Source organism: Acinetobacter sp. ANC 4204 (genome assembly GCF_002135205.1).
GTDB lineage: Bacteria > Pseudomonadota > Gammaproteobacteria > Pseudomonadales > Moraxellaceae > Acinetobacter.
The window spans coordinates 67,854-84,270 of sequence record NZ_NEFZ01000005.1; the positions used below are offsets into that span (position 1 = coordinate 67,854).

Below are 16,417 nucleotides of genomic sequence, written 5' to 3' on the forward strand. Positions count from 1 at the left end.
CGTTTGCCTCAAGAGCGTCAGGTTACAGCGCATTCGCTTTAACTGTCGATACAGAAAATCACCCAATTATTTTAATTTGGTGATTTTCTCTAAATCTTTAATCGTGCCTTTCACGGTTTGTTTAATCGGCTCATAATCCATAAACCAAAACAGGTTCATATGTTGATCCGCATGTTGTTGAGCCAGCATATCAATAACACTCTTTTCCCCGCGACCGACCAAATGCCGTCGATAGAAATAATAAAGCAACGTCATGGTGGTCATAAGCATAATGCCGAGCATAATCCAAAACCCTGTAGGTGACTTCAGCCCAGGAATAAACTCAAAATTCATTCCATATACCCCAGTCAATAAGGTCAGTGGTGCAAAAATAGCAGTGATAATCGCCAAAATACGCATGTTTTCATTGGTTTGATTAGCAATCGCTGAGAAATGCAGATCAATAGCGGCCTGTACCGCACTTCTCAAACGAATCGTGTGCTTTTGAATACGTTCAATATGACTGGTCAAATCGTCCACACGCACCAACATGATGTCTTGTTTTTCACTGCGCTTTTTCCCTTTCAAGTGCGAATAATTATCCACAATTTCATCGCGCAATTCCTGTAAAGTTTCGATCTGTTCTTCACACAAATTTTCCACCTGCTGAAAAGCCATATTCTCCTGCAATAATTGATGCCATCTGGTAAAACGACGATGCCCTTGCAAAAGCTCCTGCTGCCAAAACTCGACCCGTCGCGTGAGCGGAACTCGCAAGTCCAAATAACCATCGACCATATGGTTTAATAAACGCAGTGCTAAATCTAATGGAGTCGATGGGAGTTTTCGTGGCTTATTATGTTCTTCAATCGGACGCCCCAAAACAGTTTCAATCCGTTGAATATAACTTTCAACTTCTTTATTGCCCTGCTCTCTAACTGTAATCAGAACTTGTGGCGTGAGCATAAAACTAATGGGTGTCGTCGCCAAACCAAATACGCGCTCATGCTTTTCAACAGCCTGTGCATCAATCTTGATTTGGTCATCAGGTGTAATCAGCTTTCGGAAGATCAATAAATCATAGTCTTCCAACGTGTCGAATGCACAAGGATGTTCTAAATTTAAAATATCACGTAGGTGGTATTCATTTACCCATATCCCTGTTGCCGCGTAAATGTCTTGTTGCCAATGTTCAGCGCGATTTATTACGTCTTCACGGCTACACTCCACCCAGATAAATTCGGCTTCCTGCTCTGCAATCGGTTGTTTCTGCACATAGGTATGCTGTGCAGTAGGATGTTGATAGAAATAATAGCTTTGCATATCTCATTTATTATTGTCTGTCTTAGCCAGCATGATGCCATAAAAAAAGCCCTGAGCAAGCCAAAGTTTAATTTGGCAAAGCTCAGGGCTTTTCAATATCACTCAACTCACATAGAACATACTCTGTGAATTGTCAGAACTTAAACTTGTTCGATGTCTTTCATCGTCAATTTGATACGACCACGGTTGTCTACGTCCGCAACTTGTACCTTAATTTCTTGACCTTCTTTCAACACGTCTGCCACGTTCGCAATGCGCTCGTTTGAGATTTGTGAAATATGAAGTAGACCATCAGTACCTGGAAGAATGTTAACAAAGGCACCGAATTCAACGATACGAATAACTTTACCAGTGTAAATTGTACCTGGTTCAATCTCAGCAGTCAGTGCTTGGATTTTTGCAACAGCAGCAGAAGCGGCTGCTTTAGTTTCACCAAATACACGTACTGTACCATTGTCTTCGATATCAATCGCTGCCTTGGTTTCTTCTGTAATGGCACGGATGGTTGCACCACCTTTACCAATCACGTCACGAATCTTGTCAGGGTTGATGTTGATGACTTGGAATGTCGGCGCATGCATTGAAATTTCAGGACGCGCACGTGAAATCACTTGGTTCATTTCATTGAGGATGTGCATACGACCCGCATACGCTTGGTTCAATGCAACTTCCATGATCTCTTCAGTGATACCTTCGATCTTGATGTCCATTTGAAGTGCAGTAATACCGTTCGCAGAACCAGCTACTTTAAAGTCCATGTCACCTAAGTGATCTTCATCACCTAAAATGTCAGAAAGAACTGCGAAGCGCTCGCCTTCTTTGACTAAGCCCATTGCAATACCTGCAACTGGTGCTTTTAATGGAACACCCGCATCCATAAGTGATAATGAAGCACCACATACAGAAGCCATAGAAGATGAACCATTCGATTCAGTGATGTCAGATACGATACGAATCACGTACGGGAAGCGATCAGCCGCAGGAAGAACCGCTTGTACACCACGACGTGCTAAACGACCATGACCAATTTCACGGCGTTTAGGACCAGATTCACGACCTGTTTCACCTACAGAGTATGCAGGGAAGTTGTAGTGCAACATGAAGTTGTCAGTTTTAGTCCCTGCAAGTGTATCTACCATTAAGGCATCACGTGTGTTACCTAAAGTCGTGGTTACCAATGCCTGAGTTTCACCACGTGTGAACAATGCAGAACCGTGAGCACGATCTAACACGCCAACTTGAACGTCAATTGCACGTACAGTTTTCGTGTCACGACCATCAATACGTGGCTTACCAGACAAGATGTTGTCACGTACTGTACGGTATTTTAAGTCTTCAAATAATTCGTCAACTTCAGTAGCAATACCAGTTTCATCTTCTTCAGGAACAAACTGAGCAACAGCTTCAGCGTGAAGCGCATCTAATGCTGCATAACGGTCTTGCTTAACAGCAATTGTGTATGCTTCAGAGATTTTCGCTTCGAATGCTTCTTTCAATTTACCAAGAAGTTCTTCGTTTTTAACTGGCGCAACCCAAGTAGATTCAACTGCGCCCGCAGCTGCAGCAAACTCTTTAATTGCTTGAATTGCAATTTGCATTTCGTCATGACCGAAAAGTACAGCGCCTAACATTTGGTCTTCAGAAAGCTCTTTCGCTTCAGATTCAACCATCAATACAGCAGCTTCAGTACCTGCAACCACAAGGTCAAGATCAGATTCTTTAAGCTGTTCTAAGGTTGGGTTAAGGATGTATTCACCATTGATTAAACCAACACGTGCGCCTGCGATTGGGCCTGCAAATGGAACACCAGCAATAGACATCGCAGCTGAAGCACCCAACATTGCAGCGATATCGCCTTCCATGGTTTTGTCCGAAGAAATAACAGTCGCTGTTACTTGGATTTCGTTGTAGAAACCTTCTGGGAACAATGGACGGATTGGACGGTCAATAAGACGTGAAATTAAAGTTTCAGCTTCAGACTGACGACCTTCACGCTTGCCATAACCACCTGGGATACGACCTGCAGCATATTGTTTTTCTTGGTAGTTAACAGTCAATGGGAAGAAGTCTTGACCTGCTTTTGCTTTTGGTTGAGCAACGATTGCAACAAGAACCTGTACACCACCCATCGTGATCACTACAGTGTTTGCTTGACGAGCAACACGACCAGTTTCTAAAACAACCGTGTGTTGACCATATTGGAATTCTTTACGAATAATATTAAACATAGACATGTATTGTTTTTTCCTAGTTCTTTTGAACAGTTATTTATCTAGTGGAGACCCCTAAGGTTTGGCATTCACATTACTTTTTTCAAGTAACGGTGGAAATGACAAAGCTTAGAAGCCGACCTCACCAGAAATTAAAAACATGATTTTAAGACACAAAGAAGGAGCGAAACATTCGCCCCTTCCCCATTACCTCGCGAAAGCGAGGTAGACTTTCTTTTTCAGCGATAAAGCATTCAAGATGCGATAGCCCGAAAATAAAAGTTTAATCGAATTAACGACGTAAACCTAAAGCAGCAATCAAGTCGCTGTAACGAGTAGCGTCTTTACCTTTAAGGTAGTCAAGAAGCTTACGACGTTGGTTAACCATACGGATTAAACCGCGACGGCTATGGTGGTCGTGTTTGTGCTCTTTGAAGTGACCTTGTAAGTCATTGATTTGAGCAGTTAAAAGAGCTACTTGAACCTCTGGTGAACCAGTGTCGTTTTCAGCGCGAGCAAATTTAGCAATGATCTCTGCGCGATCTGCGTTTGTTAAAGCCATTCGATTTCTCCGAGATGCTTATAAGTTACATTTGATACAAATCAAATTGATTCTTCAAAACCAATTTGACTGCCGTGCATCACTACAGCAAGTTCGATATTTTAAGGGATATGGCGCTATATTGCAAAAATGTTTTAAGTTCACAGTCAATTCAGCAACTGACTGCTTTGTACAAATCATGCACACTAGTGACAATGAGGATTTTCAATTGCAGACTCAAGTCAAATAAAAAACAAAGAATAGTGAGAAATTTGTGAAATTTTTATCCGCCAATACCTGTTATGTTCCCCAAGACCTCAACCACGTGATTCGTTCTAAGGATGAGGTCTCTGCTACTTTGGGTGGCATGAATGACGTACAAATTCAAAGCATTTGGGCCAGTGTAGAGTCCCTATATAAAACAGGAAACTACCCTTTTATCAGCCTCTGCTTACGTCGTCAGGGACAAATATTGTTAAATCGTAGCATCGGTTATGCCCAAGGCAACTCACCCGATGGTTTAGCGGCAGATGCAAAAATTGGCACACCCGATACACCAGTTTGCTTATTTTCTGCCTCTAAAATCGTCACAGCCATGTTGATTCATCTGTTGAATGAACAGGGCCAACTTAATTTACTGGATCCAATTAGCCACTATATCCCTGAATATGCGGTAAATGGCAAACAGCGTGCTACCATTTTTCATTTGCTGGCACATCGTGGTGGCATTCCTCGTATAGACAGTCAAGTCACACCCGAACTGCTATTTGATAAACATCAAATTTTAGAACAGCTTTATGCGGCACGACCTGTTTCAGCTTCGGGCACACACTTGGCTTATCATGCAGTTACCGCTGGCTATATTTTAGGAGAAATTATCGAGCGGGTCACAGGTCAGACGGCTCGTGAATTTCTAGCCCAAAATATCGAAAAGCCTATGGGACTAGATTATTTCAACTATGGTTTAAAACCTGAGTATCGAGCAGATGTCGCTTTAAACTATGCCACAGGTCTACATCCACGTTTAGGCACAGACCATTATCTTAATCGAGTACTGGGCGGTGGTTTACAGTTGGCGGTCGATGTGACCAATGATGCGCGCTTTATGGACACGATTTGCCCAGCGGGCAACATTTATACCAGTGCCGAACAAGCTGGTCGTTTCTTTGAAATGCTCTTGAGTGGTGGTGAATACCAAGGCAAACAAATCATGAGTAGCCAAACTGTATTACGCTCGACATTGGCTACATCAGGAGTCAGTTTAGATCGGACATTATTAGTCCCGATGCGTTATGCCTTAGGCCCAATGTTAGGCAGTAATCCTATTGGGTTATTTGGACCAATGACGGGGCAAGCCTTTGGACATTTAGGCTTTTCCAATATTCTTTGCTGGGCCGACCCAGAGCGTGATATTAGCGTGTCACTGTTAACGACAGGCAAATCAGTCGTCGGGACTCACTTACCCGCTTTAGCAAAAATGCTTTATCAGATCTCAAAGCATTGTCCAAAAATTTTAAAGAGTCAGCGTCGCTTATTGTTTGCTACAGATCAGACCGAAAAAGATTTCATTTAAATATAAAAAAAAGCCCAAGTAGAACTTGGGCTTTTTTGCGCTGTAGTTTCTTCTATTTTTGTTCTTGTTGTTTTGTTTATCATTATAATTATGCGCTTTTCCGCGTTTTTTATTAAACATTCCATGTTTAATCAATCACGTCCTTATGTGACATATTTTGCCACATACCACATGAGAAAGAAGTCGTATTTTTCGCATCTCTATGTAAGCGATTGCTTACAAAAAATCCTCAATTCATCCATATTTATTCAAAACATGTAGAGGAAAAATCCACTTATAAATTTAAATAAATATTAAAAACAAAATATTAGATCAAAAAACTATCTTTTCAAGCTCTTCCCCTATCTCCTTTAAAAAACATATACTCACACAAGTACGCACAATATTTTTCTCAGTTGCAATGATGGGTCAAATCTCTCTGGATAAATGAATAAACAATTTTTGTCACAATCTGCCAATCCAGCAGACATAAAAAAGCCTTGTAGTCTCTCCCAAAACTACAAGGCTTAGCGGCTGTAAGTTTCCTCTTTCACTTACTTCACTGTAAGTTCGCTGTCTACTGACGTTATTATTATCTTTTTGCGATTATACTCAACATTCCGTGTTGAGCTCTTTATGTGAAGCCATCTTCTCAAAAACCTCAGTAAAGCTCTATGCGCAAATCTCCTGAATCAATGTAAGCCATTTCGTACAAAGCCCTTGTTTGTTTATTAAAACTTCACAATTGAATTTGTTGGTTAATTTTTCTTGATAGACCACTCTGCCGTGTCGTTCGTGTCACGATTGAGTGCACAAATGCATCACTATTCGCTAGTACGCTCACTACTTTTTTCGCACGTGTAATTGCAGTATAAATCAACTCTTTACTGAGTAATTTTTCAGCCTGCTGATCTAAAACCACCGCAGTATGAGTAAACTCAGAGCCTTGCGATTTGTGAATGGTCAGCGCAAAAGCTGTTTCTATATTTTGGGGTAATCGTGTCGCCATAACCCATTTATCCAGACTGGGGAAATAGACCTCAAACTGTAACTTACCTTGTTGAATACGCTCTAAGCACAGGCCAATGTCTCCGTTCGACAAGCCCAGTTGATAGTCGTTATAGGTCATCATTACTGGACGACCCAAGTACCATTCGCCTTGTTTGATTTGTTTTGATTGTTCCAATAAACGTTGCTCGATTTGCAAATTCAGCTGTTTTAAGCCGAAATGCCCATGACGTATCGCAGCAAGAATTCGATAATCATCAAAACATTGAACTACTTTGGATACGAGAGACTCATTAGGATTTTGCTGATATTGCTTTAAAGCTTCGATATAGCCCTGAAAGCCGAGCATCAACAGATCATAATAATGTTGTAACTGCTCTGCAGATAAAGCCTGCTCAGGCAAAAATTCGAGTTGTAGACAATCAACCTTGACCTGATCCAACTCAACAGCCTTCAACGTCGTGGCATATACCACTTGCTGTTGAAAGTTGTGCAATACGGTCTGTTTTTCGGCAGGATGCATCATTAAGTCAAAACACGATTGCTGTTGAATAAATTGTGCCAACTTTCCAATCCGTGCATCTGATTTGAAACGGCGACTATTGACCAAATTGACTCTATTCTCAGCCAAAGCTGGAACGTGTTGTAAATCGGCAAGTACAGAACCGACATCGACCGAAGCCAACTGATCGGCATCTCCCAATAAAATCAAACGGGCTTGGTTCGGCATGGCTGCAAATAGCATCTGCGCCAAATTTAAATCCAACATGGAGGCTTCATCAACGACAATCACATCATAAGGCAAGGGTTGTCTGCTATGAAAACGCGGCTGTTGCGTGTTTCCTAAGCCCAAGAGTCGATGCAATGTCACAGGATTTAAAAGCCTCAAATCTGGGGTAACTAGGTTTTGTAACTTTTCATCCTGAAAAGAGTTTTGCAGCGCTTCTTTCATCCGCTGCGCTGCCTTACCTGTAGGTGCAGCCATCGCAATACGAATATCAGGCAGACTTTGCTTAAGCACCGCAATAATCCGCGCCAAGGTATAGGTTTTCCCTGTGCCTGGGCCACCTGTAATGATCGCGAGCGCCTGCTCGGCCACCATCGCCAAAGCCTGTTTTTGATAGGGATCTTCAAGTAAATCGGCATAAGCTGAAAGATCAACTTGCGTTAAATTTTGCAGTTTTAACCGTGCTACTTGCTCGGCCAAGGACTGCTCTAAAGCCCAATAACGATACAAATATAATTGCCCATGATCATAGACAAACGGCGCTTTTTGTTGCTGTGCCTGCTGTTCATCTATCATCAGATCATCTAAGACAGTGATGGCTTCACTTGCAACCGAGATACAACTCTCACCGCGTAGCATGGCTTCAAGGACCTGTTGAATCACTGCACTTCGGGCTTCGGTGGGGCCTGTTTTACTTAGCGGTGACTGCTGAATAAACTGACTCCAACGCGTTAACCATGTATCTATCTCGACAGCCTGATCAATAGTGGCTTTACACACATTTTCCACACGGTTATCCTCAAAGTTATCCACAGCTTAATTGTTTGTTTATGGGTGACTAATTTCACTTAATTCAGAAGTTTTGCCTACATGATTTTCAGTAGAAGTATCCTCAGCAAAATAACCCAAGATGGCATCTAGTCTTAAAATAAACTCTGGGCTAGCATGCCAACTTAATACGCCTTGATTGGGCTGCCCATTCATTCCTCTCAAATAGAGATAACTCGCCTGACCCAGATGTTCTTCAATGTCATAGTCCAGCAAATTCACTGTTAAATAACGATGCAAAGCCACCAAATATAAGCCCGCCTGCAACCAATAACTGGCATGTGACATATTCAATTGGATTGCGTCATAACTATAGCTCTGCTGATCTGCCCCTAAAAAATTACTTTTATAATCGGCAATGTGATAACGCTGACCATCAAAATAAACCAAATCAATCGAACCCGTCAGGTAACGAGCAGAGTTGGCTTCATTTAAGTCGAGCAGATCAATGCCGTATTCTTGAAACAATGCCTGTATGCGTTTAATCGCCAACACATGATCGGACAAGGACAAATAAAAAGGAAATTCAGCCAAGTGCTCATCGGCTTTGAGTTGCTTCAACTGAAAACCTGCATGCAAAGGCGTTTCGAGCACATCTGCTAACCACTCTTGCATCCACAGCACCAATTGAGTTTCATCATCCTGCCCAAATTCGTGTTGATATTTGCCCAATAACTCTTGCCACAGTAAGGGGCTATCATTTTTAAAACGACGATGAATTTCCAGTCCCCAGTCACGTGAGTCCTGAAAGTCAATATGCTCGAAAATTTCGTGCAGGAAAGTTCCCGCAGTCGTCCCCATTGGAAACTGCCGTTTAATCCACGCCAAAGGCTGACTCAGTTCCACATCCTCAAGTACAGGATGATTGATCTCATCATCCGCACTGCCAACTTTCTCGCTCAAAACCGCCAAGGCATCCATTGCCTCTTTACGACTCAAATGCTGTGCCAACGCGCTAAAACTGGTTTTGGAACGTGGATAAAAACGCTGTTCAGGAAAGGCCAAAGCTTGCAACTGAATCACCTCTTGCTGCTCCGCTGGCTGTATACGGATCGGCTTTTCAGTCAGCAACACCTCATCACCACTGGCAGGATGCTCAAACAGATTACCTGCTTGGCCCCGCCAAAATGCCAATGCCGTATTTGATTTATATTCCTGATCTTGCATTAAGGCATATACGCGATGGCTGGCACGGGTCAGTGCAACGTACCATAAGCGATGCTGTTCTGCTTCGGCTCGTTCATTGTGTTGAGCAATCGCGGCGGGATCTAACAGATTGGCATCATTTACCGCAACGATGCGCTGTAACTCGCTCTGACCTGTATTCGGATTGATCTGTTCTAGCATTGAAAAATTTAAGGTTTTATTCATTTCCTTAAAGTCTTTGTCGGCACCCAGCAAGAACACAATTTTAAACTCTAGACCTTTGGACTGATGAATGGTCATCAACTCTACACCTGTGGCATTGGAGAGTTTACGTTCCAACTCCCACTCACGTTCCGCAGGTAAATGTAACTGTTTGAGATACCAATGATACAGTTTCTGCGCGCCTTGAAACTGCTCACTATGCTGACTCAATAACTCAGTCAAATGCCGTAGATTGACCACAGTCCGTTCGTTGTCTCGGCTTTGGTAGGCCACCAAGTTTTTCCACACCTTAAACAGGTTTAAAGCGTACTGCCATGCACTTAAAAAGCCTTTATTGATCCACATGTCACGGATATCATCAAAATCCGCCATAAACTGGCTCAGACCGTTGGCTTGCTTTTCCAGTTCCAGTAACTGTTTTAAATCAATTGCCAATAACCTGCTCAAAAGCGCACGGCGAACTTTGGCTTCATCAAAAGGATGCATCATTGCGGTCAATAGCGCACCGACATCTTTTGCGACCTGACTTTCAAACACACTGCGTTTAGACGGACGGTTGACCAAAATTCCCAAACGCTCTAGTTCAAACTGAACTTTGTCCAAGCCATCATGGTTTTTCGACAACACCGCGATATCATTTGCACCCATAAACTGTGGCGGATCATCTGCCACATACAATTGCTGTTGAATGCCTTGGTTGATTAAATCACGGATTTTCCATGCCACTTGTTGAGCTTCATATTTTTTATCTTCAAGTAACAGCCAACGCAGCGGTACATGGTTTTCACCCTGTGCATCGACCAAAGCGGGATGGGGACGAGTCCCTGCTTCTACAGGCTGATAATAGACCTGCTCACCAAAGTCCTGTTGGCGTTGGAATAAAGCATCCACCACCTGTACTAGTTCTTGCACAGAGCGATGATTATATTTCAAACTATACTGCCGACCTTGCTTTGCCAAAACATCTAAACGCGCTTTGTTATAGGTCAGCATGTCCCCTCCACGAAAGCCATAAATGGCTTGTTTCGGGTCACCAACCATAATCATACAGCCTTGATGATAACGCTCGGCATCACGCCAAATCCGCGCTAGCATATCATCTTGGTCTTGGTTGGTGTCTTGAAACTCATCCACTAAAATAAGTGGATAGCGTGCCTGTACAAACTGGGCAAAGCGCCTGCCCTGCTCGCCCTGTAAAGCTTCTGACAAGGTCCGAATTTGTTGGGCAAAGGTCGTTTCACTCTTTTGCTGCAACACTTGCGGTAAACGCTTTTTCACCTCAGAGCTTAAGTGATATTTCAAATACGCATCCAGCACATCCAAATTAAGCTCTAGCTCTGTCAACGCCTCTAAGAAACTGCGCACCTGTCGCCACACTGGATGCTGTTCAAACTGTTCCAACACATCTACGGCACATTTGTTTAAGACTTTTTTCGTCGCGAGGTCGGTCAAGTGTTTTAAGGTTTTTTCAAAATGTGGCGCAAATAAAGCATAAGCACGTTGCTCTTTCAGTGCGGTCAAAAAAGCAGGTAAATCCTGACATAAAATACGTTGCATCAAAGCATCGGTGCGCCACTTTTTCCCAAGCACTGCATGGTACTGCCCCTCAGGGGCATAATAGTCTTTCAATCCTTCAATCTGCACCACATCCAGCGCAGTAAATTGATCAATGGCCTGCTCAAATTGCGTCAAATCAAGTACAGGTTTTTCCACCTGTTGAAACTGTGCTGATGCAAAGTTCAAACTATTTTCAACAATCGGCACATAAGCCTGTTCGGTTTTTAATTTTTGTTTTAACAGTAAATAATTCACCACAGGCTGTGGCTGCGCCTGAATCCACTCACGTAATACATCATGAATGAGCTGTTGAGTATAACTCTGCGCATCATCGGTGATATCCGCACGCTCAATCTTGCCACTTTCAAAAGAAAACTCACGCAGTAGCTTTTGACTAAAACTGTCCAATGTCCCGACAAATAACTCATCTAACTGGTCAATCACTAACTTCAAACGCTCTTGAGCGAAACCAACCCGTTGGGCATAGTCTGTCAGTACTTTGATAAAAAGCGGATCTTGCTCTGCGTAAATTTTGGCCTGTATTTCTCGCTCGGTTAGACTTTGACAACCTTCAAAATAACGTAAGGTTTCAATCAAGCGTGCCCGAACACGACTTTTCAGCTCCGCAGCGGCAGCACGGGTGAAAGTGGTTGCAATCACCTGATTCGGCAAATAGGCCCCGAGAAAAATGCGTACCATTAAACTGGATAAAGTAAAAGTCTTGCCTGTGCCTGCTGAAGCTTCAATCCAATGCAAGCCCTGAAAGCTCATATCGGCAATGGGTTGATAAGACATGTTCGATGGAGTGACCTGAGACTGGGCTGTCATGACTTAGTCCTCAAGGCTTTGCTGATGCAAAAAAATCGGATGATATAGCTCATAAGAAAACTGCTCACAGGCATGGGCAAGTAATGCTTTGGCATCCTGCTCTTGTAAAATAAACTGCCAGTCGCGATGTGCTTTATTGGCTTCATTTTCAGTCATTGAAAAACCACTAAAGCGACCATCTTCTTCCCAAACTTTATAAATGGCATCCATATCAGCAATCACCATCTGCTCCTGATCATTCGGTTGCCATTCATGCATTTTATCTTTTTCTGCAATTTTCAACAGCAAGGCCGCAGGTAAAACCAAAGGCTGAGTTTGTGCATAATCCCATGCTTTCAACCAAGGCTTGAGCCATTCACGCGCCTGATTTGAACTCACACCAGTACATAAAATGGTTCGGTCACTAAACACCACGATGCGTTGATATTGCTGTCCGCCCTCACCTAAGTTCACATAAGCCAACCACAATAAATACTCCAACCAAACTTTGGCACGGCGCTTTGCTCTGGCACTAGACGCTTCTAGACTGACCCATTTTTCAGCACTGTATTTGGCTAAGGTAATATTGATCTGTAAATGTTCATTCACCTTCCAGACTTGTTGGGTCGTGGCTGTGGTCTCAGGTGCATAGCGTTGTAAACGTGTCAGCAAGCGCTGCTGCTCAAGCACGCTCATTTGCCAGACCCCATCTTGCACTTTACCAATCGGCAGCTGATCCATCAGAAGATTGGCATCTGCTTCTGCTTCATGTTGTTGTAAAAAATGGCGAATGGCATAACGTCCTAAACCATCGAGCAGTAACGGTTCTTGCGTTGCAGGAATCTCTTCTGGTTTTAAGTTTTCCACGCCTAAAGTCTTGAGATACAGCCGTGCAGGAAAAGTGATGTCCTGAATCCACTGCTGACTGTCAAGAACTTGAATGTCTTGCTCTAATTTTGGATACGGCGTGTTGACCCAACTGCTGCGTTGCCCTGATGCATGTTGTAGTTGTCTCGCGACCTGAAACCATTGATCTTGAAAACGGATACTGTGCTCAGACTCAAAACCACGTGGATCAAAAGGCAATAAAGGATGAACATGATACAGCGATGCCAACGGTGCAGGCACAGTCACACCATGCTGATCAACCGTTGCATTGACACTCTTGGTCTGTGTGTCAGGCTGCACAATAAAGGCCATATGCTGAATCAGTTCTTGCAATACTGTAGACGGATCACGGACTTCACCATCGTTGATATCAAAGCCATTATAAAATAACCATACGTTCTCTTGTGCCAACAACAACGCATCTAGAAAAGCCCCTTGATCATCTTCCAAACGGGAACGATCCCCCAGTTGTGGCTTCAGTAAATCCATCAGGTCAAAAGGCAAATGCGCACTGCGGTTGGGAAACTTGCCACTGTCTAAGCCCAACATCACAATCAGCTTATACGGCACAGGTCGAATCTGACCAATTTGACTAAATGTGATCTGCCCCGTGGGTTCGGCATAGTCCAATTGCGCTTCTAAGGTCTTTTGGATTTCTTCTAATACATAAGGCAAAGGTAAACTTAAACTGCGCAGTGCATGATGATCGTGTTCGTCATAGAAACTCGCCAAGGTCAGCATACGTTCTTGTTTTTTGACCATCTTATACACTGCAGCCAAAGACTCGACACCCGCAGCTTCAAACTCGCGAATATCCTCCATCAAACGATTCAGCCAAGTTTCTGCAGTCGTCCGCTGTCCTGTTTCATGCGCAATCATCCACTCGGAACGGTGTTTAAAATCCTGATAAATTTCAATCAAAACACCAATCAGCTCAAAATCACTCGACTGTACTTGGGCATAGCTCAAGGTCTCATGAAACAGCACATGTTCTGGTACAGCGACGCCTAAAGCCAAACGATCTAAAGCAAACTTCAGACTATAACGATAGTCTTCATCCCCTTCGGCCAAACTGCGTTTTAAATGTTCAGCATCCAATCCACGCTTAAAGCCTGCGTTGATCAACAGCTCAGTCATCCGCTCAATCATATTCATGTCTAAGCCATAACGTTGCTGCGTTGCATTTAAACTGAGCCAATCGGCAAAGTCCTCAATACTGAAACGCCCCCGCACCAAGACCATCCGTCCCAGCACAGCACGCCATGCATTTAAAGCATCAAGTTGAGTCACACCTGCCAGCTTAATTGGTAAATAAATACTGTCTTTACTCAGTTGATGGCCCTTTTGCAAAGCCTCACGCTCATGCGGTGGCGGCGCAAAAACACTGCGAATAAACGGCTCTAGCTCAGTCAAACTCGGCGTCAACACCAAAATATCGCTTGGACGTCGCGGTGCTTCAGCCGTACCCTGAGCCAACCAATGCGTCAGTTGATCTTTGAGGACTTCAAGCTGTCTGAGGCTGGAATGACAAACATGAATCTGTATCGAATCATCCTGTTCAGCCAAGACATACTCATGCTGCGTAGGCTCTACCAAATACAGGACATCAGACTGAATTTTACCAAGTAAAGTTTCTGGGTATTCATCCACAAAGACATCGGCCCATACCCCATCTTCACCTGAAGAAAGACTTGAAAGTAAAGAGAAATGGTCCCGTGCCTGTTTACCAAATCGGGTCAGTAAAGGATGACGAGACTCTCGAGTTTCTGCATTAAAATTGAGGGTAAACTCATCAAAAAACTGCTGAATCTCTGCATCATTGGCATTTGGATTTTTTTCAATAAAACGCTGCTTCACCCGCGCGTCATAACGCGCTTTCCAGTTAGGATCGACACTGTCCGCCCAGTATTCTTGCGATGGGTTATAGTGAAAAATAAAGATATCAAGGTATTGCCCCAAGCGGTGCAAAAACTCCAATTGCTTTGGCGGTAAATCTAGAACAGTAAACACCACCAACTGCGCAGGTAACTTTTTCAGCGCAGCTTCTCGGGTCTCTACTTGATCGAGTAAGTCCCAAAATGCCGTATCAATACGCTGAATTTGTTCAAAGTCGGCATGGAACACCACCTGCCAGAGCCAACGTTGCCAAGCCTCTAGCTCATGCGCTTGATTGAGTTGAAAAGCACTGAGTTCTTGCTGAGTTTTAAAGAACATCTGCTCCAAATCAAGCGGTTGATTCTTACCCCACGCTTGTAACCAATTGGTCTGACAACGGCAGCTTTGCGCTGGACAACCTTTGGTGCAATGCCCTCGATAATCCATATAAAAACTAAACAGCCGTGAAACCTGCTCCGCCACCCAATACAGCATGCTTTGTTTTTTGAGCTGTTTATCAATGCCTTGTTGCAAACGGTCAGCACTGGCATAAATCCGCTGAATAATAGGATACAACGGATGGGCAACCTCTAAAGGATTCAGCTCAGCCTGTATAAATTCTTTTAAGGCTTGGAAGGCGCGCCATTTAATAATCAATCGCGGAATATTGGCTTTACGGACCTCATCTTTTTGATCGAGCAAAACCCACTGATAAGCCGACCACTGAAAACCACGGATACGATGATGAAACTGTGTGTTGGCACTGATGCCCTGCTGTTCCGCCAACTTTTGCGTTAGCCACGCCTCAACCGCAGGTGAAGGGACAATAAAGTGCTGTGCTTGCAGTACTTGAAAGGCATTTTTGGCCGGTTTAAAGACGGTTTTTTGCATGGCTTGCAACAGAACATCAATACGCTGGCTTTGTATTACGTGTATTGCCATGTTTCCCCTCAAATGACCATCTTATGAAAAATCTACAAAAGCACACAGATTATTGACTATACTTCTGGTTCTGTCTATGTCACTTTGATGACATATTTCTATTTAAAATTTGCTTTAAAATAGACACTTTAAGCAAAACTAGAATCAATGTGAATCAGGATATTTTAGGGTTTAAAAGATGAAATTAGAGCACATTCCAGAAAAAATTGATCCCGCTTTAAATTTAGAACAAATTCGCGAAGAATGTTTAGAACTGGTTAAAAAACGGGCTTATGTTTCCGCAGGTGCAGCGGTCATTCCTGTTCCTTTTCTCGATGTGGTGATTGATGTCGGGATTTTGTCACAACTAATCCCAGAAATTAATGCCCGCTTTGGCCTAACCCCTGAGCAAGTCAGTGTTTACGACCCAGAAACCAAGCAAATACATTGGTCAGAACTGCGTAAACGTGGCGTGGAATTTTCTGGACTGGTGGTCGCACGTACAGCCGTGAAAAAATCCATCAATAACATGGCAGCCAAATTCATTACCAAACAAGTCACCAAATTTATTCCCCTTGGTGGACAGATGATTGCAGCAAGTTTGGGCTACTTTGTGATGAAAAAAATTGCAGAAACCCATGTCGAGGAATCGTATAAGTTGGCTAAAGGTATTCAACTAAAACAGGCCGTTGAACAAGGTGTTCCTGTTGCAGCGCCAGTGACCCAAATTCCTTTGGGTTAATAATTAGAGCTGAATTATTCTCTATATAAAGATGGTCAAATCACCGTCATGCCAGTCCATTAGAAACCTGACTGGCATTTCTTTTTAAACC

At 43.2% G+C, this 16,417-nt stretch carries 8 protein-coding genes; 2 read left to right on the top strand and 6 right to left on the bottom strand.

The features are described from left to right. Nucleotides 1-66: 66 nt before the first annotated feature. The 3 genes from B9T36_RS11735 to rpsO all read right to left on the bottom strand — a co-directional run bounded on the left by B9T36_RS11735 (nucleotide 67) and on the right by rpsO (nucleotide 4,074). A complete protein-coding gene (locus B9T36_RS11735) occupies nucleotides 67-1,302 on the bottom strand; it encodes a magnesium transporter CorA family protein (RefSeq protein WP_086209668.1) in 1,236 nt (411 codons plus the stop codon). A 140-nt stretch (nucleotides 1,303-1,442) separates the two neighbouring features. After that, entirely contained in the window at nucleotides 1,443-3,530 is a 2,088-nt protein-coding gene (pnp, locus tag B9T36_RS11740; protein ID WP_171264465.1) for a polyribonucleotide nucleotidyltransferase, read from the bottom strand. A gap of 274 nt (nucleotides 3,531-3,804) precedes the next feature. Then, nucleotides 3,805-4,074, bottom strand: a complete 270-nt coding sequence (gene rpsO, locus B9T36_RS11745) for a 30S ribosomal protein S15 (RefSeq protein WP_004692669.1) — start codon at nucleotides 4,072-4,074, stop codon at nucleotides 3,805-3,807. A gap of 253 nt (nucleotides 4,075-4,327) precedes the next feature. Here rpsO and B9T36_RS11750 point away from each other — a divergent pair, with 253 nt between their 5' ends. Further along, on the top strand, nucleotides 4,328-5,626 hold the full coding sequence (locus tag B9T36_RS11750) for a serine hydrolase domain-containing protein (RefSeq protein ID WP_086209670.1): 1,299 nt from the start codon (nucleotides 4,328-4,330) through the stop codon (nucleotides 5,624-5,626). Between the two features lie 718 nt (nucleotides 5,627-6,344). On the opposite strand, the gene recD is transcribed toward B9T36_RS11750, so the two are convergent. Genes recD through B9T36_RS11765 form a run of 3 tightly spaced genes read right to left on the bottom strand, consistent with a single transcriptional unit; the run spans nucleotide 6,345 to nucleotide 15,605 of the window. After that, complete coding sequence (gene recD, locus B9T36_RS11755) at nucleotides 6,345-8,129, bottom strand: exodeoxyribonuclease V subunit alpha (protein ID WP_086209671.1); 1,785 nt, start codon at nucleotides 8,127-8,129, stop codon at nucleotides 6,345-6,347. A 39-nt stretch (nucleotides 8,130-8,168) separates the two neighbouring features. Further along, nucleotides 8,169-11,921 carry a UvrD-helicase domain-containing protein gene (locus B9T36_RS11760; RefSeq protein ID WP_086209672.1) on the bottom strand — a complete coding sequence of 1,251 codons (3,753 nt, stop codon included), beginning with the start codon at nucleotides 11,919-11,921 and terminating at the stop codon, nucleotides 8,169-8,171. Nucleotides 11,922-11,924: 3 nt separating this feature from the next. Next, nucleotides 11,925-15,605, bottom strand: coding sequence for an exodeoxyribonuclease V subunit gamma (locus B9T36_RS11765; protein ID WP_086209673.1), 3,681 nt, complete (start codon nucleotides 15,603-15,605; stop codon nucleotides 11,925-11,927). Nucleotides 15,606-15,783: 178 nt separating this feature from the next. Here B9T36_RS11765 and B9T36_RS11770 point away from each other — a divergent pair, with 178 nt between their 5' ends. Then, nucleotides 15,784-16,326, top strand: coding sequence for a hypothetical protein (locus B9T36_RS11770; RefSeq protein ID WP_086209674.1), 543 nt, complete (start codon nucleotides 15,784-15,786; stop codon nucleotides 16,324-16,326). Nucleotides 16,327-16,417 lie beyond the last annotated feature (91 nt).